Origin of the sequence: Nocardia alni (genome assembly GCF_019038435.1) — a bacterium.
Classification (GTDB): domain Bacteria; phylum Actinomycetota; class Actinomycetes; order Mycobacteriales; family Mycobacteriaceae; genus Nocardia; species Nocardia alni.
The window spans coordinates 89,791-114,513 of record NZ_JAGPOX010000002.1 but is presented as its reverse complement, the minus strand read 5'-3'; the positions used below and the strand labels follow the sequence as shown (position 1 = coordinate 114,513).

The window sequence follows — 24,723 nt, the reverse complement described above, 5'->3', positions numbered from 1 at the left end:
TTCAGTCGGTCTGCAGTGCGATGCGGATCAGCTCGGCGTCCGATGGCCAGCCCTGTCCGGCATCGATGCGGATCCGGTGGAGTATGCCGGTCCAGGGGAACGGCGGCTCATAGGCGTCGCAGACGGGCAGGCCCCGGTCATGACCGAGGGTCAGGGCGGTGCCACCGTGCTGCCAGGTGACCGGAAGAGTGTGGCTGCCGGTTCCGGCCGCCAGCACGATGTCGTCGACCACGGCCTCGACGGTCAAACCATCGGCGCCCGGCCGCAATACACAGCCGACGCGGTGGCGGCCGACCGGCAATGGTGTGTCGGCGGTGACCCGCACGGTGTCACCGGGCATCGCGACAGCGACGGTGAGCAGCCCGTCCTGGACGAACGCGGCCAACCCGCCGGTCCAATTTCCCAGCGCGAACAGCACTCCCCGCGCGCCGGTGCCGGGCACCTCCACGTCGGCCACGATGCGACCGCCACCGAACAGCATCGGCAACGCCTCATCCGACACCGGGCCGCCCTCGGGATACAGCACCAGATTCTGTCCGGGCGGATAGAGCGGCGGCACGATGGTCGATATCCGCTGGGTGAGTGAATCCGCCAGCGGCATCACCTCGTTGCGCCCGGCCTCGGTGAACCACAGCTGTTCGAGCCGGCGGACCACGTCGGGGTGGTCGTCGGCGAGGTCGTGCGCCTCGGAAAAGTCGTCCTCGAGCCGGAACAGCGACCAGCGATCGGTGGTGAAGTCACGACTGCCCTTCATCAGCAATTCCTCGTCCATCACACCGGCGGATACATGGTCGGTCGTGGCCTTCCACTCGTCGGAGACGATCGAGCGCGATCCGATCATCTCGAAATACTGGGTCGACCGCGGAGCCGGCGCCTGCGCGTCGGTGAAGGTGGACAGCAGGCTGGCGCCCTGGACCTCATCGGGCACCGGCACACCGCAAGCATCGAGCACAGTGGGCAGAACGTCGATCGCGTGCGCGAATTGGCCGCGCACACCGTGTGCCTGCCCTGTACCCGCGGGCCAGTGCACGATCATCGGCACGCGGGTGCCACCCAGCCAGGTATAGCGTTTCCACAGCTTGAACGGGGTATTACCGGCCCATGCCCAACCCCAGGCGTAGTGCGGGTAGCCTCCCTGGCCACCCCAATCATCCAGTCGCGCAAGGTTTTCGGCGAGATCATCACGCACCCGGTGGCTGAACCGGTGTTCGTTGCTCGTGCCCGCCACCCCGCCCTCGGCGCTGGCGCCGTTGTCGGACATCACCATGATCAGCGTGTTGTCCATGACCCCGAGTGCGTCCAGCGCGTCGACCACCCGGCCGATCTGAGCGTCGGTATGGCTCAGGAACCCCGCATACACCTCGTGCATGCGAGCGTAGAGGCGATGTTCGTCGTCGCTGAGCGAATCCCATGCCGGCACCCACGCCGGGCGCTCGGTCAGCGTGGTTCCGTCCGGGACCACACCGGCGGCCAACTGGCGCGCGAAGACATCCTCACGCCAGCGATCCCAGCCCTCATCGAAGCGCCCGCGGTACGCGTCGGCCCAGCTGCGCTCGACATGATGCGGCGAATGCATCGCGCCGGGAGCGAAATACAGGAAGAACGGCTTGCCCGGGGCGGACTCCTGCTGGTTGACGACCATACGGATCGCCTCGTCGGCAAGATCCTCGGTCAGGTGATATCCCTCGTTCGGACCGGACGGCGGCTCGACATAGGTGTTGTCCCGGACCAGATTCGGCGACCAATGGTTGGTATCCCCTTGCAGGAAGCCGTAATACCGTTCGAAGCCCAACCCGAGTGGCCAGCGGTCGAACGGGCCCGCGCTGGTGCGCTCACCGCGCGGCAGTAGATGCCATTTACCGACGGCGAAACTGTTCCATCCCGCCTCGCGCAGCAACCTCGGCAGAGTCGGCGCCCCCGCTGGAATCCGGGCCGTATATCCCGGCGCCGTGGTCGGGATATCGGCCAGAAAGCCCATTCCGACGGCGTGGTGATTGCGCCCGGTCAACAGGGCCGCACGAGTCGGCGAGCACAGAGCGGTGACATGAAACCGGTTGTATCGCAGGCCGTTCGCGGCCAGTCTATCCACCGTGGGGGTCGCGATGTCCGAGCCGTAACAACCGAACTGGGCGAAACCCAGGTCGTCCAGCAAGATCACTACCACGTTGGGCGCCCCCTGCGGCGCGCGTCGAGGCATGGTCATCGCGAAGTCTCCTCACTCGAGACGGTCATCGGAGTGCTCCTCTCGGCAGCGCGTGCTCATCAATCTAATAAGACCTCATTAATTTGGCAACGACTGGCTAAACTGCGTGGCTATGCCCCCTGAAGCCGCCCGCCCCACCGGGTCGAGACCGCCCGCGCGGGGTTATGCCGCCGGCCAGGCAACCCGGCTTCGGCTGCTGGAGGTTGCCGAGGAGCTGTTCGCGGATCGAGGTATCGATGCGGTCAGCCTCAACGAAGTGCGCCTCGCGGCCGGGCAGAGCAATGCCGGAGCGATCAACTACCACTTCGGCTCGAAATCCCACCTGCTACGGGCGGTCATCGAGCACCGCCTGGTCCGCATCGAGGCCGAACGCGGCGAACTGCTGGCGACACTGATCACCAAGAACCGCGGCGGCGATCCGCGCGCCCTCCTGGAGGCGCTGATCCTGCCGCAGGCGGCCAGCATCGGCCGCGGCGAACGCTACGTCGGGCTGATCTCCCACCTTCTGGCCGCGCCACACGGCGGCTACAGCGAGCACATATTCCTGCTGGCCGACCCGGACCTGGTCCCGAACGGACTGAAAATCAACGAACTGCTGGGTGCGTGCCTGACACACTTGCCGCCGCCCGTGGCTCAACGGCGTCTCACCCTCCTGTACACCAGCACCGTGCAGGCTTTGGCTCAGTTCCAGCGCCGGGCGTCGACCGGCCAGGAACCACCGCCCGAGCTGTTCGTCGCCGAGCTGATCGATGCGGTCACACCGATGCTGACGACACCGATGTCGCCGGAGACGCTGACTCAGCTCGAATGTCAGCGACAGTCGACAGATCGGGATCCGATGTAGTTCGACATCGCACTCGGGAGGGATTGCGGCAGACCGAATATGGGGAGGACGGCGTTGTCGAAGACTGTCATGGCACCGATTCGGTCGCCGGCGAGCGTGAGGACGAACAGGCCGGCTCCCCGGAAGCCTGCGGGAGTGTGTTGGTACACCCCGAATGCCGGCTGACCGTTCGCTCGTGTGGGCATCAGGTGGAATCCCGGGATCGCGCCGAAAATAGGTGCGAAGAAGCGGGCCACGATGTCTCGGCCCTGATATTCCAGCGGCACCGGTGGCATCGACATGAAGACGTCGTCGGTCAACAGAGCCACCAACGCATCGATGTCGGCGGATTCGTAGGCGCTGACGAACTTCGCCACGATGGCGTCCTCCGCAGGCGGCTGCTCCGAGGTAATAGTCGAAGGCAGTCGGCGCTGCATTCCCGAACGGGCGCGTTTGAGGGCGCTCTTGACCGATTCGACTGTGGTATCCAGCATGTCGGCTACTTCGTTCGCGTGGAATCCGAGCACGTCGCGCAGGATGAGGACGGCGAGCTGGCGAGGCGGCAGGATCTGCAGAGCGGTCACGAAGGCCAGGGAAATGGATTCGGTTTGCTCGTAGCGCGCCTCCGGACCGAGCGGCACGCTGATCGCACCGTCCAGCAGGGCGTCGGGATAGGGCTCGAGCCAAGGGATCTCGCCGAGTCGAGTGGGTTCCGGTGGTTCGATTCCCGGGATGTCCCACTGCTTCGCAGGGCGTCGGCGAGCGGACCGCAGCGCGTCGAGACACCGGTTGGTGGCGATGCGGTAGAGCCAGGTGCGAAGCGAGGCGCGCCCGTCGAATCGTTCGAGACCTCGCCAAGCGGCGAGCATCGTGTCCTGCAGGACGTCCTCGGCATCCTGAAGCGATCCGAGCATCCGGTAGCAGTGCACCTGCAACTCGCGCCGATGTGGCTCGGTCAACGCCCGGAATGCCTCGCCATCGCCGCCCCGCGCCCGCGACATCAGGTCCGTCCTCGCCGACCCCACTCCCGCCACCCCATTCCGCGTATGCGATTCCATGCTTGTACAGACGCCGGCAGAGGCGCGAACGGGGCGGTCGCGCAGCGCCCCCTTTTCCACCGCCCCGGCGTCCAAACCAGTGCTAACCGACAACACTGTCAAAGGAGCACGGAAATGGGCAAGATCGTCATCAGCACAAATGCCACACTCGATGGAGTGGTCCAGGATCCGGACGGCCAGGAAGGCTTCGAACTGGGCGGCTGGTTCCACCAGTTCGTTGGGGTCGAGGACCTCGAAGGCTGGGCCGCCAACGAAACGGAGGAACTGCTCGGCGCCGAGGCGCTACTGCTCGGCAGGCGCAGCAGCGAATGGTTCGAGTCCCGGATGCGCGACGGCGCGGAAGTCCGCGTGAGCCGCGAGTGGGCCGACAGGATGAACAGCATCCCCAAGTACGTCGCGTCATCGACTCTCGAAGATCCTCGGTGGAGCAACACCACGGTCCTGGGCGGCGATGCGGTAAAGGAGATTTCGGAGCTGAAGCGAAAAGTGGCCGGGCAAATCCTGGTCTACGGCAGCTACCAACTCGTGCGCACTCTGCTGGAACACAACCTGGCCGACGAACTCCGGCTGATAGTTTTCCCGGTCATCCTGGGAACCGGCCTGCGTATCTTCGACGAGACCACCGACAAGAAGCCACTGCACCTGGTCGACACCCGCAAGGTCGGTGCCGGCCTGCTGTCCTACACCTACGAATTCGTGCGAGGCCATCTGTTGTAGGCGCTGGAGTCCACTGAGTGCGCTGCGCGATCGCGGGGTTCGGTGCACGGGGTCTTGTCGCGGAAACGTTCGATCTTATCGGTCGTGGTCGGTGACACCGGAACGAGTTCGCCGGTGTCGCTCCCAGCTCTCACCCATATCGGCTGGGTAAGGTCGTTGGTCGAGACCGGACGGAATTGCGACGCGAATAGAGGGCACAATGTCCACACGACGCGGATTTCTCGCGCAAATGACAGGGACTGCTGTTCTGTTGGCGGCAGGCATGACCGGATGTAATTCGGGCTCGGGTGGTGGCAATATCAAGAGTGCCGCCGCTGTCACCAAAGTTTACGGCACCGGCCAGAAATTTATCGCGGTGGCCGTCGAATACAACTCCGATATCGATACTTCCAAACTGTCGAAGACTGATTTTCGGGTCGAGGGCCGGACCGTCGTCAAAGTTTACGGCAATACGGCGGCCGACCTGGCCGAGCAGGGCAGAAACGGCAAATACGTCATCGTCGAACTCTCCCCCGACGACAGCTCCGCGCTGCTGTGGGGAGGCCCATCCGGTTCACTTCCGCAACAGACTTCCAGCGCATCGACCACGGCCACGTCGGCCACCCCCAGCGGCAACTCCGGCCCACAGGCCGGCACGACACAGGGGCCGGCGATCATCCGGGCGGCCAAGGGCATCGTGACCCAGACCGGCGCCGTAACCACCACTGGCGGCACCGTCTATGCCGCGAGCAGTACAAACGTCGCCACCAGCACAACGGTGAACCTGGTCGTCGACGAATTCAAACAGTTCACCTACAAGGATCCAAAGAACGGCCAAATACTGCCCTACAATTTGTATACGCCCGCGAATTACGACAAGAGAAAATCCTATCCGCTGGTGCTGTTCATGCACGATGCGAGCGTCGTGAGTACGACACCGACCGCAACACTGGTCCAAGGTCTCGGAGCGGTCTGCTGGGCCGACGCGCACGACCAAGCCGAACGCGAGGCTTTCGTCCTGGCCCCCCAATACCCCTCGATCGTCATCGGCGACGATTACAAACCGACCGGATTATTCGATACCACAGCCCACCTGGTCGAGGATCTGTCGAAGCAGTACAACATCGATACCGGACGCCGATACGCCACCGGCCAATCCATGGGCGCGATGATGACACTCGGCCTCAACATCAAATACCCCGACCTGTTCGCGGCCTCGTGGGTCGTCGCCGGCCAATGGCCCGCCGACCAATGCGCTCCGCTGGCCACGAAGAAACTCTGGGTAACCGTCTCCCAGGGCGACACCAAGGCCTACCCCGGCGAGAACGAAATCATGGACATCATCGAACAAACCGGCACCCGAGTGAGCCGCGCGGTATGGAACGGTCAATCCACCACGGCCGAATTCGCCGCCGACGCCACGGCCCTGGCAGCCCAAGGCGCCCCGATCAACTACTCCGCATTCCTGAAGGGCACAACCCTGTCCCCCGGCGAAACCGCCCCGGGCGGCGTGGAACACACCACCACCTGGCCCATCGCCTACACCATCGAAGGCATCCGGGCCTGGATCTTCCAGCAGCACAAGTAAACGGCGATACCCCCTTCCCTACGATGACGCGATGGTCGAACATTCGCACCCTGGCTCAGGGTTCGGGCCGAACCACCGGTGCACTGATCTGCTGCAAGAAGTACTGGACTTTCTGGAACGCCAGATTCGCCTGATCTTCAACTGCCGCTGTAACTGGACCACGATAGGCAAACTGCTCGTGTTGATCTTCGTCCCGACCATCGTGGCGGTTGCAGGTCTGGTAATGATCCTGTTGACAGTCGGCCCCGGATGGGTTGCCGGTATCGGTGAGTTGGTGCCAGTAGCGGCGCTCCTAGAAGACGGGAACGGTCCGGCTCGGTGGCAGACTCGAGGGCGTTGTGACAGCCCGATCATGGAAGGCGGCCTCGTGCGGGTAGCGATAGCGGGTGGTGGTACCGGAGGGCACGTATTCCCCGCGCTGTGTGTTGCGCGAGAACTGCGGGCCGGTGCAGATCTAGTCCAGCTGCTGTGGTTCGGGCAAACGGATTCGCTCGAGCAGCGGACCGCTGCCGACGACGACATCCCCTTCACCGCCGTGGCCGTGGGGAAGCTGCGCCGCGCCCGCAACCCGCTGCGGATGGTGACTCGGGCCAACGCGACCGATATGGCACGGGTGCCGGCGGGTGTAGTCCAGGCCGTACGCGGATTGCGTGCTTTCGCACCGGATGTCGTGCTGACGACCGGCGGGTACGTGGCCGTGCCAGTCGGCGTGGCCGCAGGCGTGCTGCGGATTCCGTTGGTGGTGCACGAGCAGACGGTCGGACTCGGCTTGGCGAATCGGTTGTTGGCGCGGATTGCGACCGCAGTGGCCGTGACCTCCGAAGCGACTGTGCCGGTGTTGCCGACGCGGGCTGCCGCACGGGCGGTGGTCACCGGCAACCCGGTCCGTGAGTCGGTGCTGGCCGGTGCCGGCTCTGCGGCGTTGGACCGGTTCGGGCCAGGGTTCGACCCGGGGCTGCCGACCGTGCTGGTCACCGGCGGCGCCCAAGGCGCTCATCAGATCAACACCGCGATCGGTGAGGTGGTGGAGTCGTTGTTGGTGCAGGCCAACGTGATTCATCAGGCCGGTGCCACGGGCCTGGCAGAGTTGCAGCACCGGGCGACGGCGTTGCCCAGTGAGCTGGCTCGCCGCTATTTCGTCACCGACTTCATCGATGGTGAGGGGATGGCGGATGCTTTGGCGCTGGCCGAGATTGTGGTGTGCCGTGCCGGTGCCGGGACGATCGCGGAGCTGACCGCGTTGGGCAAGCCCGCGGTGTTGATCCCACTATCCTCGTCCGCCGGGGGCGAGCAGGCGCGGGCGGCACGGCTACTCGCCGAGGCAGGGGCTGCGATCACGGTGCCGGACACAGTGACCGGCGAGAGAGTCGGCGCGGCCATCGCGGAGTTGCTGAGCGATCCGGACGCCCGAGCCCGGCTGGGCAACGCCGCCCGGGGGCTGGGACGACCGGATGCAGGGCAGCGGTTAACCGGGCTGGTGCGCACCGCCGCCGGTGATGAATCGGTCAGGTAGCCGCGAGGTCGAGCGCGGCGGCCAGTGCCGCGACCACGATGGTGACGTCTGTGTCGGTCATGGCGGGGTGAAACGGCAGCGACAGCAACTCCGGCGCGGAGTGTTCGGTGGCGGGCAGGCCGGTACCAGCGCTCGAAGGTGGGCTGGGTGTGGTTGGGCGGATAATGGACTCCGACCCCGATATCGGCCACCTTCATTCGCGGAGGCGGGTCAGTTGGCCGGCGCGGATGCCCAGGGTCCGCATGGCGCGCAACAGTTCTGCTTCGCGGCGGTTTCGGGCCACGACCGCGCCGCCCTCGATCGAGGTGATGTTCTTGATCGGGCCGAACGAGAAGCAGGTGAGCTGGCCGGTCGCGCCAACCCGGCGTCCGTGGCGGTGATGGGAGCCGAAGGCGTGGGCGGCGTCTTCGACCACCGTGATGTCCCGATCAGCCAGCCGCAGTTCGGTCAGGTCGACCGCGCGGCCGCCGTAGAACACCGGCAGCACCGCGCGCGTCTTGACGGTGATCGCGGCATCGATGGTTTCGGGGGTGACGCATTGGGTATCGGGGTCGATGTCGGCGAAGCGCGGCACTCCACCGGCGGCGCGGATGGCGTGGATGGTGGCGCAGAACGTTTGGGAGGGGACCATGACTTCGCCGCCGCGTCCGAACCCGGCCGCCATCAATGCGATGTGCAGGGCCCGCCGAGCACGTACCCCACGCTCGTTCAGGAAGTGTCGGCCCCGCGCATGCGGGGATCGGGTCACCGTCCACCGTCGATAGCGGATCGGTGTACCTATCTACTCGACCGGCGCCGCCGTTCTGCCTGGAATCTGTGGTCGTGTTCGATCAACTGGACGATCTCCGCACATGTCTGCGTGTCGAGCGGGGTGGGGAACCACCTACTCAGCTGCCTGATCGCGACGCGGCCTAATCAAGCCCCTCGTCCAATTCCTCCCAGGTGAGACTGGTCTGGAACGGGGTAAGAGTGTCGATGGCCGCGGCGAAGTTGTCGGCGCGGTTTCGATGACCGTTGGAGACGTATCTGCCCTCGGAATTGAGCGTGAGCATCTCTATGGAGACGACCGGGCCGTCGTCGTTGGCCATGCGGACGATCCAGTAATGCTGGATTCCGAACCGGGCGTACTCGGCCCGTTTGTCGATGGTGTCCGCCGTTATCGTGGTCGGCGATACCACCTCGACGACGAGGATCGCGTCGGCAACCGTCGGCTTGGTCTTCCATCGGTGCCGAGGCCGCTCGATGCATCGGTAGACGATCACGTCGGGCCGCTTGTAGTGAAAGGGGACCTCGGACACGAGCATGTCGATGTCGCGATTCACCCGCAGACACGGCTGCCGATCGGTCCGCTTGGCCTCACCATCGGCCAGGGCGCGTTCTATATTGCGGGAAACGGCATTGTGGTTCGGCGACGGCGACTCGCAGAACACAATCATCCCGTCCTTGACCTCGACAGACCGGGACACTTCCTCGGGCATCGCCAGATAGTCGTCCATGTCGACGGTCTGGCTATAGGTCTTCGGCGAAGACCAGTCGAACGCATGCGACACAGGGGGCCACCCTTCGGCTCGGATTCCCCGTCATCGTAGTTGAGAACCCCGCCAGGCCAGGCATCACCGTGCGCCTGCCGCAACAGCCGACCGACGGACCTCGGCCGGGACCGACGGCGTCTCGGGCGAGGTCCGTGTACGGATCATCCAGTGGTGGCGGTTCGTTGATCGAGTGGTGGGAACGGGTCGTTGAATTCGGCTGTCTGTGTGGATGGTGCGTAATTCAGGTCGGCGGGATTGCGGTCCAAGACGAGTCGAAGGATCAGGGCAAAGACGGCGATACCCAGGCCGATTGTCGCGAGGCCGAGAAGTTGGGTCGGCAGCCAGGGGTAGTCGCGGTTTACCGCTATCCAGGAGGGGAGTGCGATCGCTCCGTATACCGTGGTGACCGATAGAGGGGTGATGATGAACATCAGGAGCGAGCGCCAGCCGTGCAGCGCCGATCGGAAACGATATGCCAGGGCTGCGGCCAGGAAGACTCCGATGGAGTTGCAGGGAATCCACCACCAGGGCAGTTGCGACACGATAATCAACGGCTGATTGCCGTAGTAGTGGTAGACGCCGAACTTCAACAAGATCTCTTCGAAGACGACGTCACCCACGGCCGCGCCCAGGAGCATCAACCACAATGTCCTGGTTTTCGGCTTGGCGGCGAGCACCGAGAACATGAAGTAGCTGAAGACCCCGTAGCCGAACCATCCGGCCACGATCCACCACGGCATATGACGGCCCAGAATCTCGTAGGCATTTCCGAGCGGTTGTGTAGCGCTCCATGGGAAATACACGGCGCCCATGACATCGAAGAAGACCTCCGGGATACAGATCACCGCCCCACTCAGCGCGATCATCAGCGGAAGCACGGATCTCGTCCGTATCCATTGATAGATCCCCAGTGCGACGCCGACCAAACCGATCAAGGTCATGACAATCGTGCAGCCGACATTGTTCCCGACCGAATACGGCAGGTCGGGCGGAGGGGGCGTGCCGTATCTCGGATCCAGCGCCACCGCGTGATGCCCCTTCAGACCCGTGATCAGCAGGCAGACGACGACGAACACAGTCGCTGCCGAACCCAACCAGATCTTGCTCGTCTTATCCAGGGACCGTACGGAATTCCTGTGTGCACCCATCTGTGCACCCGTAGCAGTTGCCATCTGATCACCTCCGAGATACGCGCAGACATCCATCGAGGCCGCCGATGCCACCCGCCCCACCTTCGGCCGCGAGAGAACTACCGCATCAATAGTATGGTGATAAATAGTCTAAGGATGCATTATCGATCAATTGCTGTTATCTCCGCCTGGCGCTCCACGCGCGCCAGTTCCCGGTGCCGCCGCGCCGCGTGCGCGAAGGTCGGCGCGACGGTCGTACCGGTCGCCAAATCCTGTTCGATCTGCAGATACGCCTGAGCGACGTTGTAAGCCCTGGGCGCATCCTTCAGCAGGGCGCGTGGTGCGAGCTCATATCGCGCGGGCGTGGGCAACGACGTCAGCGCACGACCTTCGCGACCCCCGCGCAACTCGACAGCGGCCAGCTGCAGATGTCCGGTGTTGCCGATCAGCACCAGGTCTCCCTCTGTCCCGTTGATCTCCCAGTGCAGGTTCGTTCCCGAACTCACGCCCCCGCGAAAGTGCACCGACGCCACGGCGCCACCGGTGAGCACGCCGGAGACCGCGATCTGATCCTTGGCGGTCATCGAAACAGTCTCTCCGGTATCGGAGTTCGTCACCCGCTGCCGTCGAGTCGCGGTGGTGGCCGCGACCTCATCGAATTCGCCCAGAACCATCGTCAGCGCATCGATCGTGTGACCGAACGGAATCGTCAGCATGGTCGCACCGTTCGACGCGTCCAGGGTGTATGCATCCCGCCCGCGTACTGCCGCGCCCCACGAGCCGCCGGATCCGATCAGCGTGGTGGAGAGAACCTCGCCCACATAGCCTTCGGCCACGAGGTCGCGAAGGTACTGAACGGTCGGCGCGGACCGCGCTTGCAGTCCCACGAAGCCGGGCGTCCCGCTGCTCCCGGCGGCTTCGGCCAACCGTTCGGTCTCGCGCAGTCCGTTGCCCAGCGGCCATTCACAGAGCACGGCCTTGCCGGCCTCGAGGGCCCGGTTCACGAGGTGTCCGTGCTCGGGAACTTTGACCGTGACCACGACGAGGTCTATCGCGTCCTGTTCGACCAGATGGCTCACATCGTCGAATACCATCGGCACACCGAATTTCTCGCCGGCCGCCCGCGCGGAGGTCATGCTGCTGGCCACCAGCCCCCGCAATTCGTATCCGTCGAGACTCGCAAGAGCCGGAACGTGTGCGCTCGCCGCCCAACCACCCGAGGCGCTGAGCCCCACGATTCCCACTCCGATCGGATCGGCGCCGCGGCCCGAGGTACGCATGTGCATCCCTTCATCCTTCGGCGCCCGCCGAGGTGACGGCGCCCCTGGTTTGTCGCTGTGGGCCACCCGGCGAACGTCCACTTCAGCCCGATCGACCAATATACTCTACTAGTTGATTATTTATGCCAAGAGTGATTGGCTGGATTATAACCGCCGGTCCGGACCCTACGGCCGCACGACGACAGTGCAGTGGATCGCACAGCCTGGAGAGCAGTTGGCAACGACGATCGGACAGATCCTTCGCGTCCTCGACCTCGATGAGATCGGCGCCGACCTGTATCGAGGACCACAACCGGACGAAGAGCGCCAGCGGGTGTTCGGGGGCCATATCGCCGCGCAAGCCCTGATGGCGGCGGCGAGGCCGGCCTCCGGCCGTGGCCATGAACCGCTCGGCCTACACTGTTACTTTGTGCGACAGGGTAATCCGACGATCCCCGTCGATTACGCCGTCGAACGCCTCCGGGAAGATGCTGTCTCGAGCTACCGAGTGACCGCGATCCAGGACCAGACCACGATCTTCGAGGCGATGGCGCACTTCGGCGGACGCGTCCCCGGTGTCCAGGACACGCACCCGATTCCCGCCGCACCGGCCCCGGAATCCCTGCGTCGAATCGAGGAACAACTCGCTCCGTACGCCGCTGAGCACGACGGCTGGTGGGTCCGGAAACGGGCCTTCGACATCCGCTATGTGAACGCACCGCCGCGCATCGCGATCGACCACCCGCAGCCCCCGCCCCCACGCAATACCCTCTGGATCCGCGCCGATGCCCCCGTACCGCAGGATAGCGTCCTGAATCGCTGCATGCTCACCTACCTCAGCGATATGACGCTGCTGGACCCGGTCATGCTCGCCGCCAGGCGAACGACACGCGGACCGGGCTTCATCGCGTCACTGGACCACGCGATCTGGTTTCACCACGACGCGGACTTCTCGGACTGGCTGCTGTACGACCAGCATTCCCCGAGCACTCAGAACGGCCGCGGCCTGGCCTCGGGCCGACTGTACAACCGCAGCGGCGAACTCGCGGCGACGGTCGTACAGGAAGGCATCCTCGGTCGCTGACACTTCGGCGACCGCGAAACAGATTGGAGTTTCAACACCATGTCGCAACCGGAACGGATCGTCATCGTCGACGGCGCCCGCACACCCATCGGACGATTCGGTGGCGCATTCACCGACGTGCCCGCGCACGAACTGGGCGCCACCGCCGCGAAGGCGGCGCTCACCCGTGCCGGAGTCGCCGCCGCGGACATCGATGAAGTGGTCATGGGATGCATCGGCCAGGTCGGACCCGATGCCTACAACGCACGACGGGTGGCACTGGCGGCCGGGCTGCCCACCTCCGTGCCCGCGTACACGGTCAACCGGCTGTGCGGTTCCGGACTCCAGGCCATCTGGTCCGCGGCGATGCAGATGCGTTGGGGTGGTGTGGACTTCGCCCTGGCGGGTGGTGACGAGAATATGTCCCGGATGCCGTTCTACGACTTCGGCGCCCGCGCTGGGTACAAACTCGGCGACCGCAATCTCATCGACGGCACCGTCGCCATGTTGACCGACCCGTTCAACGATGTCCACATGGGCGTGACCGCCGAGAACGTCGCACGCAAGTACGGGATCGAGCGGACTCGACAGGACGAGTTCGCGGCCGAATCACAACGCCGCGCAGCGACCGAAGCGGCCCGCCGCGCCTTCGCCGAGGAGATCGTTCCCGTGGAGGTCACCGGGCGCGGCGGAAAGTCCGTCACGGTCGACACCGATGAGCACCCCAAGCCGCAGACCACGGTCGATACGCTCGCGGCGCTGCGACCGGCGTTCGAAAAGGGCGGCACGGTCACCGCGGGAAATGCCTCCGGCATCAACGACGGGGCCGGTGTCGTGGTTCTGGCCCGCGAATCCGTTGCCGCGGAACGGGGTTTGGGCGGGTTGGCGGTCATCGAGTCCGTCGCCACCGCGGCGATGGAGCCGGAGCTGATGGGTTACGCGCCGGTGCCCGCCCTGGCCAAACTGTTCGAGCAGACCGGGATGTCCCCCGGCGACATCGACGTCGTCGAGCTGAACGAGGCGTTCGCCTCGCAGGCGGTGGCGGTCATCCGCGACGCCGGGCTCGATCCGGCCAAGACCAATCCGTACGGCGGGGCGATCGCGCTCGGGCATCCGGTCGGGGCCACCGGCGGCATCCTGACACTGCGGGTCGCCAAGACTCTCGTGCGCGACGATCTCGAACTCGGCATAGTCACCATGTGCATCGGTGGTGGGCAGGCCCTCGCCGCGCTGCTGCGCCGCGTGCACTGACACGGCCCGGGCAACCGACGCGCCCTGACCCAGGCCGAACTGGACGCCCTCGCCGCCGCCCGCGGCCAAGCCGCGTCGGTGCTGTTCCTGCAACTGATGTACCGCCATCACCTGGGCGGCATCACCGTGGCCGCAGCTGCCGGACCGACTGTGTCCCGCCGATGTCATCGACATCGGCGGGCCACCAATTCCCTTGCAACAGTGCGCAATTACTCCCGGGGCCCGGCCGGTTCAGTGCACGGTCACTGTCCCCGCCGCGCCGTCGACGGTGAGCATGACTCCGTCCGTGATGCGCTTGGTCGCGTCCTTCACGCCGAGCACACACGGAATACCCAGCTCACGGCTGACGATGGCGGCGTGACTCATCGACGATCCGACGTTGACCACCACGGCCTCGGCCGAGGTGAACAGCGGAGTCCACCCCGGATCCGTCCACGGCGCGACCAGGATCTCACCGGGCTCCAGGTCCACGCCGTCCTCGGGGTCCTCGATGATCCGCGCCCGGCCCGTCGCCACACCCGCGCACGCGGACAGCCCGGTGAGCACCTCGCCCGAGACCGCAACGTCCGCAGTCGAATTCACGCGCTTCGACCACTCGGTAACCGGCGGCACCTTGCCTCGTTCGACGATCAGCGGAGGCTCCAACTCCGACAGCTTCTTCCACCATTCCCAGCGTTCCGCGATCGTCTCGGCGAACGACCCCGGGTCGTCCACCAACGCGTCGAGTTCGTCCTCACGCACCATGACGATGTCATCGGGGCGCTCGAAGATCCCATGCTCGGCGTAACGACGGCCGAGTTCGACAAGACACAGCCGAGCCTCGTGCAGCACGCGAATCGTGTTGGTCTTACTTTGTTCTCGGGCGATCGAGTAGACAGTGACCGACCGCAGCACATTCTCGAGCGCGGCGAGCTGGTCCGGCTTGTCGGCCAGGCGCGCACGGACGTCATCGAGCAGCGCCTCCCGTTCCGCGCGCAGACGCTTGCCCTGCTCCACCGGATCCTTGCTCCCCGGCTGCAACCGCATGCGGTCGATCATGCCCAGCGGAATGGCCGGGAACGATTCCCACGTCTTCGCGTTCGCCTCCCATTCCTGGGTCGACCTGGACCCGAAGCGGTACAGCAGTTCATCGAAACCCGCGACGAACGCGATGCTCGCCGGATCCGACGACGCGCGCAGCCGCTCATCGAGACCGGCCACACCCTTGTCGAATTCCGCGGTGAGCGAGTCGGAGGACGCGACCTCACGGCCGAGCCGCCACATGGCTTCGTTGGGAGCCGCGGACGCGATGTTGCCCAGTCCGCTCATCAGCCGGACGGTCAGCCCCGGGTCACCGAGCGGCGCCAGCGCCTCGTCCAGCGCGCCGGTCACCACCGAACCCTCGTAGACCATGCGCAGATGTGTGCGGAGCAGCGGCGGGTACTCGAGCGACATCACCCCGCGTTCACGAGCGACGAGTTCCTTGTCGCTCAGTTCGGACAGTTCGGGCCGCTGTGACCGCAGCTTTTCGGCGAGTTCGCGGTGTTCGTCGACGTCCGGACGCGCCGTTTCACCGAGCACCCGCTGGACCGTCGCCAGAATCCGATCGGTGTACTCGGGCCTGTCGTCGTCCGGATGCGGCACATACGGCGGAGCCTCGTTGTCCCCCAGATACGTTCGGTCCATGAGGTCCGGCGTGGCGCCGGGCATGCGCGCACCGAAGGTTCGCATATTGGACAGGTTCAGATAGACGTACCCGTGCACCAGGCCCTGGATGTCGATGACGTCCGAGCGAAATTCATCGAGGTCGAAGGCGCCGAACTCGGCCAGGGCCTGCTTCCACTCCCGCTCGGCCGGCGGGCCGCCGACCATGCTCCAGAACAGCGGCGTCGCGGCGGTGGACGACACTTCGCCGACATTGCCCCGGGTATAGATGGGCCAGCGGGCACTGAGTTCGTTGTCCACGACCCAGGGGCGCGTGATGTCCACCATGCCGAATCTCCTTCTCTTCCTCGGCTTCTCGCGCCTGGTACTACAGAGAGCCCGGCCGATAGTCCTGTTCCAGCAACTGCTGGTCATCGAATTTTCGATACAATCCACGGCCCCCTTCACGTGATGTACATTACGTCACAATAGTCTACTAGGCGACTATTGACAAACAGACTAAGAAACCTGGCGAACGTGTGAGGCCAGAGGGTAGCGGTGCAGCCGGCCGGAATCCGGCGTTGACGCAGCGATGCCCGGGGTGCTGCACCCAGGGTCGTGGTGTGGATGCGCAGTGCCGTCGCGTGGTTACCCGTCCTGGTCTCGAGGTCGTAGGCGTAGCCGCCGATCTGGAACATCTCGATGCTGTCGGCCAGGCCGGTGTTCTGCGCAGCGACGTGAGATCGGTTCGCATGGTGTCGTACGCATATACGGCATGCTTGTGGAAGGCTCGACGCACACAGTTTCAACGAGTCAGGAAGTTTTACGATGGGTCGAGTGCTACGCCATTGCGAGAAACTGATCAAATCGGTGCTATCACCGTCGGGTGAATGGTCGCTGCGCTACGACGCCGACGGCCGTGCGGTGATCGCTGATCGCGATGGCACCGTCACCTGGTCGGCAGGCGCCGCGGGCACTCTCTGCCTCGGACAGGAGGGGATTTTCGCGGTCTACCAGGGCAACGAGGTCTTGTGGCGTGCTGACCTGCCCGAACTCCGCTGGTCGACACTCCATGTCACCAACGACGGGGACGGAATAATCTCCGAGGCCGCGATGCCCGTGTACAGCCTGCTGCACGGCCCGATCGTGCCGGAGTCACTGGGCGAGCGGGCGCCGGTGGCCCAGATTCGCGGGAACCGTGTCCTGATGTCGGACGACGGTAAGTACACCGTGAATCGCAGTGCCGACGGTGAGTCCCTGGTGTCCACGAGCAAGCGGACCGGCGGGTATTGGTCTATCAAACCGGTTGATGCTCGGTCGCTCGACCAGGCCGACACCTGGTTGACCTGGCGGTTCCCGCGGCGTGGCCCGGAAGGCTCGGAGCTTGTGCTGGTCGGCCCCGGCGATGATGTGCGCTGGGAATTCGGCCTCGGCCACGTCGAGCAGCCTGCCACGGGGGTATCGGCTGCCCCCGACGAAAATGACGAGGATGGCGAGGATGGCGAGGAGAACGGCGATCGGCCTCCGTGGATGGAAGAGGGCCTGGGAGCCATGGACGGCGGCTACTGCCTGACCGTGATCCACGACGTCGATCCGGATGAGGCCCTGCGCCGCCTCGGGGCCGACGACAGCCAGATCGCCACCGCCACATGGGCTGAGCTCCAGCGACGGGTCAGTGACGAGAGCGCCTACGACAGCCAGGTCGTGGCTGCGTTCGGCCTCGGCCCACATGCCCTGCTCGTCGAGGACGGAGGCGACCAGGGAGCGACACGCCCGGAACTGTCCCGCGGCACCTTCGCTGTCTCCTGCCACTTCAGCGTCAACGCCGACCAGACGTTCCTGGTCAGCCGGGACGGAGAAACGCTGGCGACGTTCAACGACGGTGCGCTGAGCGGGGCATGGGGGGCCGAACCGGGTGTGATCGAGCAGGCCCTGGCCGCGATGGGCATCGACGACCCAGACGCGTTCGACGACGGTTTCCTCGATGACATCGAGTTGCTGTGCCAGGTCGCCGGGATCCGCCCGACGGTCGCAGACGTCACCGGGGCCGCCCGCGTCATCCTGCTCGGCGCGTGAACGGCATTCTCTGTTACACCACTACCCCGGCCAGGACGAGCCGGGCCTCACACGGTTGAGCGGGAGATCAGTCGATGAGGCCGGGAATAACCGTCGGATCGTTGTTGAGGACCGTGCGGCCCTGCTCGCGCCAGGCGGCGATCTTGGCGGCGATACCGGGCGTCCGGAGCGCATCGCGATCGAAATTGTGTGCGTACCGCTTCGCCGCCAGGGCAACCTCCGCATCCTCGGTCGCGACCTGTGAAAGCACTGCCCCGGCCGCGATGTCGGCAGCCGCGGGCGGCTCGACGCCGATGAGTTCGGCGCCGGGATAGGCGCCGTCCGTCGACACCGCCATCGCGAAAACGGTGTCGATCACCTCCTTCATCGCGGATTGCGCGCGGCGGCCGAGGCCGTCACGATCCGGATCCTCGGCCAACGTCTCCGCAAGACACACCGCCTCGCAGGCGGCCACCGACATCCCCTGCCCGTACAGCGGGTTGAAGGCCATGACCGCGTCACCGACGACGAGGTAACCCTCCGGCCTGCTGTCGAGTTCTTCCCACATCCGTCGGCGACTGCCTCGAATCCGGTACGGCACAACAGGACCGAGGAACTCTGCCTTGCGAGCGATCTCCCCGATGATCGGGCTCGGCGCCGAATCCAGATGAGCCAGAAAACCGTCCAGATCCTTCGGCGGATCTTGATTCATCATGCCCAGACCCGCGATGAGATACATACCGTTGTCGGCGGGTACCACTGCGGCGCCTCGGCAGTTGTCCGGGTTCGGATGAGCCAGCACTCCGGCGACATCACCGTCGAGCACACCGTTCGGAAGCCGCACTTCCACTGTCGCATAACCGATGTGAGAGCGCATCTCCTTCTCTTCCGGCTCCGCGTACCCCAGCAGACGAAGCCACTCCGGAGATCGCGACACGCGCCCGGTCGCATCGATGACCAGATCCGCTTCGAGCACGGAACCGTCCACGAGACGGACACCGGTGATACGTGAACCGTCGGTGGTGGCAGTCAATCCGCTCACCGACGATGTCATCGACTCCACGGTGGACAGCGCCAGAACCCGGGAGCGCACCACGTGCTCGAGTTGCGGGCGACGCATCATCACCGTACGGGTGCCGCTGCGCACCCGGCCTGCCCAGCCCTGCCGTCCGAATACAGCCAGGTCGGCCGGGGAATCGACCATCCGCGCGCCCGCCGCCTCGAAGTCGTCCACGATTCCCGGCAAGAGTTTCGCCATCGCATCCTGCCCGGCCCCGAGCAGCGCGTGCACCTGCCGCCCCTGTGGCACTCCCCGACGCGGACCCGGCTGGGCGGGGAACTCGTCCTTCTCGACGATCACCACACGCTGCACGTACGGACTGGCGGCCGCGGCGGCCAGCAGACCCGACATGCCACCGCCGACCACTATCACTGAACTCGGACCCATGGGACTCCCTTGCTCGACGCCGCGTCGATTACATTGACGCTAGATAGTTTGTCATGCGAGTATTTATGTGACAAGCAACATACGCGAGGGAGATCGATACGATGGACATCCACCCGGGCGCGGAACCGCGGACCAGCGCGGAGAAGGCCGTTGTCGGCTTCCTGGACGACTGGGGCCCCGGCGCGTGGCCGCACATGCGGGACTGCTACGACCGGTGGATGACCGACGAAATCTCCTGGGAGAACACAGGTTCGCCGGCGACGAAGGGGAAGGCCGCGGCGATGCGGTTCCTCACCACCCTGCACGACACCCTCGATATGGAGTACTGCACCGCCGAGCTACGAAGCTTGGCCTCACGGGACAACGTCGTATTGACCGAGCGGGTGGACCGCGTCCACGCCGCGGACGGCAGCGTGTTGATCGAGATCCCGATCATGGGCACCTTCCACATCGAAGACGGGAAGATCGCCCGTTACGCCGACTACAACGCCGACTCGCCCATCAAACAGCGATTCCCCCGGCACCAGCACTGAGCATCGGCGACAGCGACGATTGGCAGGTACATCGTGAGCGAGAACGATCTGGAGCGGTCCGTCCGCCGGCTCATCGCCATCGAGGACATCAGACAGTTGAAGGCCCGGTATTTCCGGTGCGTGGATCTGCGCCTGTGGGAGGAGTTCGCAGACCTGTTCACCGAGGATCTCGTGGTCGACTTCGCCGAATCGACCTCGGATCCCAAAGGCAAGACCGAATTCCTCGCCAGCGTCGCACGACACTTCCGATCGGGATACTCGGTGCACCACGGCCACATTCCCGAGATAGACGTGGTCGACGACACCTCCGCGACGGCGATCTGGCCGATGTACGACCGCGTGGAATCGCCCGCGGACAGCGGTTACGTGTCACACGAGGGCTGGGGCCACTACACCGAGACGTATCGCAAGTGCGATGACGGAAAGTGGCGCATCTGCCGCAGTCGACTCACCCGCATCCAGCGCAATGTACTGCCCAAACGCGAGGAGGCAGCGGACAAGTGACCAGTATCGGATTGAGCCTCCCCCAGCTCGGGCCGATCGTCTCGGCGACACTGCTTCGTGACTTCGTGCAGCAAGCCGACGAGATGGGCTTCGACACGCTCTGGGTGCAGGACCACTTCATGTACGCGCTTCGGCAGGCCGGCGTCTACGGCGGTAGCGCCACCACCCAACCGGATGCGTATCGATCGGTGTGGGCGCCGACCGAACTGCTCGGCGCGGTGGCCACCTGGACCGATCGCATGGAACTCGGCACCAGCATCCTGGTCGGCGGTAATCATTGGCCGGCCCAGCTGGCGAATCGGCTCGCCACCGTCGATCAGCTCAGCGGCGGCCGCCTTTCGGTCGTCGGCCTGAGCGTGGGCTGGTCCGAGGAGGAGCATCGCGCGGTCGGCGTCGATCCCACAACGCGCGGCAAACGCATGGACGACTTCGTTCCGGCCCTGCGTGCGTGCTGGGGCGAAGACCCCGTGGAATATCACGGGGCGTTCTTCGACATCGGCCCCGCGATCATGCAGCCCAAACCGACGAGAATGCCCCGGCTGATGTCGGGCATGTACTCGGAACCGGGCCTGGCTCGCACCGCACGGGACTTCGACCTCTGGAATCCGGGCTCCATCCCGATCGATGCGGTGGTCACCGCCCTCGCCGGCATCAACGCTCACCGGTCGCCCGAGAAGGCGCCCGTCGACGCCATCTATCGGATGGCACAACAGTCGACGGCGGGCAAACGACTCTCCGTCGGCGAAATGACGATCCGGGCCGAGGAGTGTGTGGCCGCCGGTCTCGACGGCATCATCGTCGAGACCAATTTCTGCTCCGAAATCGACTCCGCGACAACGTGGCTGGGTGTTCTCAACGATCTCGAACCCGTGCTGAACGCCGTTCGGGGACACCGCGAGAGCTGACGGCGCCGACCCGAAGGACCGATCCGATGATCACCACCACCACCGAACGACTGACCGTGCACACCACCAGCGTGCGTCCGGTCGCCGACGACGTCCTCGAGTTGACCTTCACACATGCGCAGGGGCACGAACTTCCGCCTTGGGAGCCCGGTGCGCATATCGAACTCGAACTCCCCTCGGGCCTGTCCCGGCAGTACTCGCTGTGCGGGGTTCCCACGAACCGCACGTCCTACACCGTCGCGGTGCTGCGCGAGGAAGGCGGCCGGGGCGGTTCCCGAGAATTGCACGAGATTGCCTGTGTCGGAGCGGAATTCGGTATCAATCTACCGAAGAACCACTTCCCTCTCGTACCCGCGGACTCCTATCTGTTCATCGGCGGCGGCATCGGGATCACTCCGCTGATTCCGATGATCGGCGAGGCTCGACGACGCGGCGCCCAGTGGCGGCTGGTGTACGGCGGGCGCACGGCGACGTCCATGGCCTATCGCGACACCCTGGAGTCGTTGAGCCCGCAGGTCGAGACATGGATCGAAGCCGATCGCGGATACCCGGATCTGCCGAGCATCCTGGCCGCCGCACCCACCGGCACCGCGGTCTACACCTGCGGACCTACCGCGATGATCGATGCCGTCACCGCGGAATTCCGGAAACACCCCCACTTGGGCGGACTGCATTTCGAGCGGTTCACCGCGAGCGGACCGGTGGATACCGGCGGCGACTCCTTCGAGGTGGAGCTGCGGCGAACAGGGGTGACGTTCACCGTCCCCGAGGGAACCACCATCCTCGAAGAGGTCCACAAGGTGCTGCCCAACCATCCCTCGTCCTGCGAGGAGGGCTATTGCGGTGAGTGCGAAACCCGCGTTCTCGACGGTGAGCCCGACCACCGCGACGACTACCTGACCGAACAGGAGCAGGAACAGGGCGACATGATGATGATCTGCGTCAGCCGATGCAAGGGTTCCTGCCTGGTGCTCGACCTGTGACCGGCTGTGGCGGCACGGGTTATCGGGCATCCTGGTGTCGGTGGGTGGTCCGCAGAGGCGCGCCGACGTGGTGCAGATGCTTCAGCGCTTCGCGGTAAGAGGAGATCAGCCCGGTCTCGTGGTACGGCACGCCGATTTCCGAACAGTAGTCGCGCACAATCACCTGGGCGCGAGGCAGATTCGGGGTCGGCATGTTGGGGAACAAGTGGTGCTCGATCTGGTAGTTGAGCCCGCCGAGGGCGATGTCGGTCAACCCGCCACCCCGCACGTTGCGGGAGGTCAGCACCTGTCGGCGTAGGTAGTCGGGGCGGTCGTCGCCGGTCAGAGTCGGCATGCCCTTGTGGTTCGGGGCGAAGACGCAGCCCATGTACAGGCCGAACAGCGCTTGGTGGACAGCGAGGAACACGAAGGCCTTGTCGGCGGGCAGAACCACGAACAGCGCTGCCAGATAAGCGGTGAAGTGGCCGAACAACAGCGTGCCTTCCACTCCGCGGTGTTTGACCGATCGGCTCCTGAGCGCACGGGCACCGGCCACGTGCAGGTTCAGGCCCTCCAGCATCAGCAAAGGGAAGAACAGGAATGCCTGCGCCCTCCCGATGAGACGAGCCGGGCCACGGCTGGCCCGCGCCTGCCGCTGTGACCAGAGGAGAATGTCGGGCGCGACATCGGGATCGAGTTCCTCATGGTTCGGGTTGGCGTGATGCCGGGTGTGCTTGTCCTGCCACCAGCCGTACGCCAGACCTATGCCGGCATTGCCGACGAGTCGGCCCACGACCTCCGTCGGCCGCCGTAGCCGCCAGACTTGGCGGTGCGCGACATCATGCATGACCAGGGCGACCTGAGCGAACGTCACGGCCATGAACGCCGCGACCATGAGCGTCCACCACGAGTCACCGACGAAGACGAACGCCGCCCAACCGGCCGCGAACGCGATCCCGACGAGGCTGAGCCGCACCGCGTAGTAGACAGGACGCCGGTTCATCAGCCCCGCCTCGGTAACCCGGCGCAACAGACGGGCGTAATCACCATCCGAGCCGCCGCGCCGCGATGATCGTGGGAGTAACTCTGGGACCAAGGCCGGTGTCGTCATGAATCTTCCTGAGAGCTGGGTCGGAGATGCCACCTCCACCCGTCCTGAATGCCGACCGGAGACCGTGATTCAGCGGGAACTGCTCGGTGCGTCGGTTCGGAAGTGACGATTCGAAGCTATCGGCCGGGCTCTCGTTCGATGTAATACCTTGGTATGGCATGGAATCGGGCTGCAGTGTGATAGAGACGCCACACCGCAGCCCGGCCCCGGGGCCGCGGTAGATCCGGATTGTCTATGTCAGGCCCAGCGGAGCGTACGGACCATCGAGGAACAGCTCGGTCTGCCCGGCTCCAGTCCATTCTCGCCCGTCCGGCGCGATCGTGCGCGTTCGCACCAGATACTCCTTGCCGATCAGGTCGCGCTGCACGGTCCCGTCATGCTGGGTGTGGTCGAAGGGCTGGCGGCTGACGTCGATGTCATCCCATTCCACACTCACCCCGGGCCCGTGATAGGTCCGCATGGACCCGCCGTCGCGCCACGACCCGGCCTGGTACCCGATCGTCGAGGTCACCCAGGGTAAACACGCGGGTTCCACTTCCTGAATCCACTCGCCGCCCGCCGAATCCGTGAGCACCACGCGGCCGGACCGCAGCAGCCGCGTCCCCTCGACCAGTTCGATCTCGCACCGACCGGCCACCAGCTCGTAGGTCTGCTTGTCCCAGCCGATCGTCAATCGGCCCTCGAACGGCGTGCCGAAGGTGTCGTTCATCGGGACCTGTCGTCCCTGGGCGTCGGTATGGATGGCGTAGAAACCCGAGAGATCGCCCGAGCCGAACAGAGTCCAGAACCGCATGGCCCGCCCGACCCCCTCGGGCGCGCGCGGCGGCAGCAGCCTGGGATCCGCCGCCAGCGGGGGACGCTCGAAGTAGACGCCCCACGAGTGATCACGGCTGCCATACCAGTGCGGTGGACCCACCTCGATTCGATCGCCGTCCAGTTCGATCCAACCCTCGACGGTTCCCGGCTGGGAGTATCGGGACTGATCGGTGGTCGGGCGGCCGCGATTGGTCGCGAGATGATGCGCTTCGAGGTAGGCGGGCGCACTGCCGTACCAGTCGAGTTCGCAGGTCAGACCCGATTCGTTGGCCGACAACTCCAGCCGGATATGCCGGTACGGCTCGATCACGCTGATCCGGTAGGGCCCGACCTCGGTGGCACAGTTCTCGCGCCAGGTCCGGCTGAACCTGACGGTGCGCTGGCGGCCGTCACGTTGCAACCCCACATACCCGCCGATCAGGTCGGTGTTCGGCGATATTCGCAGCCCTTGGAAGCAGAAAGCTCGTTCTACCGCCGAGAATGCCCCGAAGTAGTAGCCGTCGTCGAAGCCGGTACTGGTGTCGGCGACCACCGACAGCGGATGAGAAGTCTGATGAATCGGCAGTTCATCGTAGGGACTGAGCACGTCGTTCCTCCTGTGCTGATGGACACATCTGCGGCACTGATTTACTCTACAGATAGATGTTTTAT

21 protein-coding genes and 1 pseudogene are annotated in these 24,723 nt (G+C 65.2%); 12 read left to right on the top strand and 10 right to left on the bottom strand.

Translation table 11 applies throughout. The features are described from left to right. Position 1 precedes the first annotated feature (1 nt). Positions 2–2,203, bottom strand: a complete 2,202-nt coding sequence (locus JZ791_RS01595; protein WP_216892286.1) for an arylsulfatase — start codon at positions 2,201–2,203, stop codon at positions 2–4. Positions 2,204–2,315: 112 nt separating this feature from the next. Between JZ791_RS01595 and JZ791_RS01590 the strand changes: the two genes are divergently transcribed. Continuing rightward, the gene (locus tag JZ791_RS01590) at positions 2,316–3,047 is read left to right on the top strand and encodes a TetR/AcrR family transcriptional regulator (RefSeq protein ID WP_216892285.1); all 732 of its coding nucleotides are present in this window, start codon (positions 2,316–2,318) and stop codon (positions 3,045–3,047) included. Here JZ791_RS01590 and JZ791_RS01585 read toward each other — a convergent pair. Next, positions 3,014–4,027: a sigma-70 family RNA polymerase sigma factor gene (locus tag JZ791_RS01585; protein WP_216892284.1), complete on the bottom strand. Its 1,014-nt coding sequence runs from the start codon at positions 4,025–4,027 to the stop codon at positions 3,014–3,016. The genes JZ791_RS01590 and JZ791_RS01585 overlap by 34 nt on opposite strands. Positions 4,028–4,198: 171 nt before the next feature. Here JZ791_RS01585 and JZ791_RS01580 point away from each other — a divergent pair, with 171 nt between their 5' ends. The 3 genes from JZ791_RS01580 (at position 4,199) to JZ791_RS01570 (ending at position 7,881) form a co-directional block, all read left to right on the top strand. Beyond that, entirely contained in the window at positions 4,199–4,801 is a 603-nt protein-coding gene (locus tag JZ791_RS01580) for a dihydrofolate reductase family protein (protein ID WP_216892283.1), read from the top strand. A 262-nt stretch (positions 4,802–5,063) separates the two neighbouring features. Further along, positions 5,064–6,368, top strand: a complete 1,305-nt coding sequence (locus JZ791_RS01575; protein WP_216892282.1) for an alpha/beta hydrolase-fold protein — start codon at positions 5,064–5,066, stop codon at positions 6,366–6,368. Between the two features lie 367 nt (positions 6,369–6,735). Then, complete coding sequence (locus JZ791_RS01570; protein WP_308162709.1) at positions 6,736–7,881, top strand: UDP-N-acetylglucosamine--N-acetylmuramyl-(pentapeptide) pyrophosphoryl-undecaprenol N-acetylglucosamine transferase; 1,146 nt, start codon at positions 6,736–6,738, stop codon at positions 7,879–7,881. A gap of 193 nt (positions 7,882–8,074) precedes the next feature. Here the strand turns inward: JZ791_RS01570 and JZ791_RS01565 are convergent, their stop codons facing one another. The 4 genes from JZ791_RS01565 to JZ791_RS01550 all read right to left on the bottom strand — a co-directional run bounded on the left by JZ791_RS01565 (position 8,075) and on the right by JZ791_RS01550 (position 11,829). After that, entirely contained in the window at positions 8,075–8,629 is a 555-nt protein-coding gene (locus tag JZ791_RS01565) for a DegT/DnrJ/EryC1/StrS family aminotransferase (RefSeq protein ID WP_216892280.1), read from the bottom strand. Between the two features lie 163 nt (positions 8,630–8,792). Then, positions 8,793–9,431, bottom strand: coding sequence for a Uma2 family endonuclease (locus tag JZ791_RS01560; RefSeq protein ID WP_216892279.1), 639 nt, complete (start codon positions 9,429–9,431; stop codon positions 8,793–8,795). Between the two features lie 143 nt (positions 9,432–9,574). Beyond that, entirely contained in the window at positions 9,575–10,438 is an 864-nt protein-coding gene (locus JZ791_RS01555) for a hypothetical protein (protein WP_216892278.1), read from the bottom strand. Positions 10,439–10,704: 266 nt separating this feature from the next. Beyond that, the gene (locus JZ791_RS01550) at positions 10,705–11,829 is read right to left on the bottom strand and encodes a Gfo/Idh/MocA family protein (protein ID WP_216892277.1); all 1,125 of its coding nucleotides are present in this window, start codon (positions 11,827–11,829) and stop codon (positions 10,705–10,707) included. Between the two features lie 208 nt (positions 11,830–12,037). On the opposite strand from JZ791_RS01550, the gene JZ791_RS01545 reads away from it, so the two are divergent. The 3 genes and pseudogenes from JZ791_RS01545 to JZ791_RS01535 form a co-directional block, all read left to right on the top strand. Continuing rightward, positions 12,038–12,886 carry an acyl-CoA thioesterase gene (locus JZ791_RS01545; RefSeq protein ID WP_254205053.1) on the top strand — a complete coding sequence of 283 codons (849 nt, stop codon included), beginning with the start codon at positions 12,038–12,040 and terminating at the stop codon, positions 12,884–12,886. Positions 12,887–12,925: 39 nt separating this feature from the next. Further along, positions 12,926–14,116, top strand: a complete 1,191-nt coding sequence (locus JZ791_RS01540; RefSeq protein WP_216892276.1) for a thiolase family protein — start codon at positions 12,926–12,928, stop codon at positions 14,114–14,116. 24 nt (positions 14,117–14,140) lie between these two features. Continuing rightward, positions 14,141–14,245: pseudogene (locus tag JZ791_RS01535) on the top strand (DUF305 domain-containing protein); the annotation flags it as partial. A gap of 102 nt (positions 14,246–14,347) precedes the next feature. Here JZ791_RS01535 and JZ791_RS01530 read toward each other — a convergent pair. Then, positions 14,348–16,087 (bottom strand): PEP-utilizing enzyme, encoded by a 1,740-nt coding sequence (locus tag JZ791_RS01530; RefSeq protein WP_216892275.1) that lies wholly within the window; start codon positions 16,085–16,087, stop codon positions 14,348–14,350. Positions 16,088–16,609: 522 nt separating this feature from the next. On the opposite strand from JZ791_RS01530, the gene JZ791_RS46375 reads away from it, so the two are divergent. Next, a complete protein-coding gene (locus JZ791_RS46375) occupies positions 16,610–17,815 on the top strand; it encodes a DUF6461 domain-containing protein (protein ID WP_216892274.1) in 1,206 nt (401 codons plus the stop codon). Positions 17,816–17,882: 67 nt separating this feature from the next. Here the strand turns inward: JZ791_RS46375 and JZ791_RS01520 are convergent, their stop codons facing one another. Beyond that, positions 17,883–19,241, bottom strand: coding sequence for an FAD-dependent oxidoreductase (locus JZ791_RS01520; protein WP_216892273.1), 1,359 nt, complete (start codon positions 19,239–19,241; stop codon positions 17,883–17,885). Positions 19,242–19,342: 101 nt separating this feature from the next. On the opposite strand from JZ791_RS01520, the gene JZ791_RS01515 reads away from it, so the two are divergent. The 4 genes from JZ791_RS01515 to JZ791_RS01500 are packed head-to-tail and all read left to right on the top strand — an operon-like array spanning position 19,343 to position 22,166. Next, positions 19,343–19,774, top strand: a complete 432-nt coding sequence (locus JZ791_RS01515; protein ID WP_216892272.1) for a limonene-1,2-epoxide hydrolase family protein — start codon at positions 19,343–19,345, stop codon at positions 19,772–19,774. A 33-nt stretch (positions 19,775–19,807) separates the two neighbouring features. Next, positions 19,808–20,278, top strand: a complete 471-nt coding sequence (locus JZ791_RS01510; protein ID WP_308162708.1) for a nuclear transport factor 2 family protein — start codon at positions 19,808–19,810, stop codon at positions 20,276–20,278. After that, a complete protein-coding gene (locus tag JZ791_RS01505) occupies positions 20,275–21,183 on the top strand; it encodes a TIGR03619 family F420-dependent LLM class oxidoreductase (protein WP_216892271.1) in 909 nt (302 codons plus the stop codon). The genes JZ791_RS01510 and JZ791_RS01505 overlap by 4 nt, the downstream gene beginning before the upstream one ends. Before the next feature lie 26 nt (positions 21,184–21,209). After that, complete coding sequence (locus tag JZ791_RS01500) at positions 21,210–22,166, top strand: PDR/VanB family oxidoreductase (RefSeq protein WP_254205052.1); 957 nt, start codon at positions 21,210–21,212, stop codon at positions 22,164–22,166. A 19-nt stretch (positions 22,167–22,185) separates the two neighbouring features. On the opposite strand, the gene JZ791_RS01495 is transcribed toward JZ791_RS01500, so the two are convergent. Continuing rightward, entirely contained in the window at positions 22,186–23,256 is a 1,071-nt protein-coding gene (locus tag JZ791_RS01495) for a fatty acid desaturase family protein (protein WP_216892270.1), read from the bottom strand. Between the two features lie 232 nt (positions 23,257–23,488). After that, on the bottom strand, positions 23,489–24,658 hold the full coding sequence (locus JZ791_RS01490) for an Rv3169 family protein (RefSeq protein WP_216892269.1): 1,170 nt from the start codon (positions 24,656–24,658) through the stop codon (positions 23,489–23,491). Positions 24,659–24,723 lie beyond the last annotated feature (65 nt).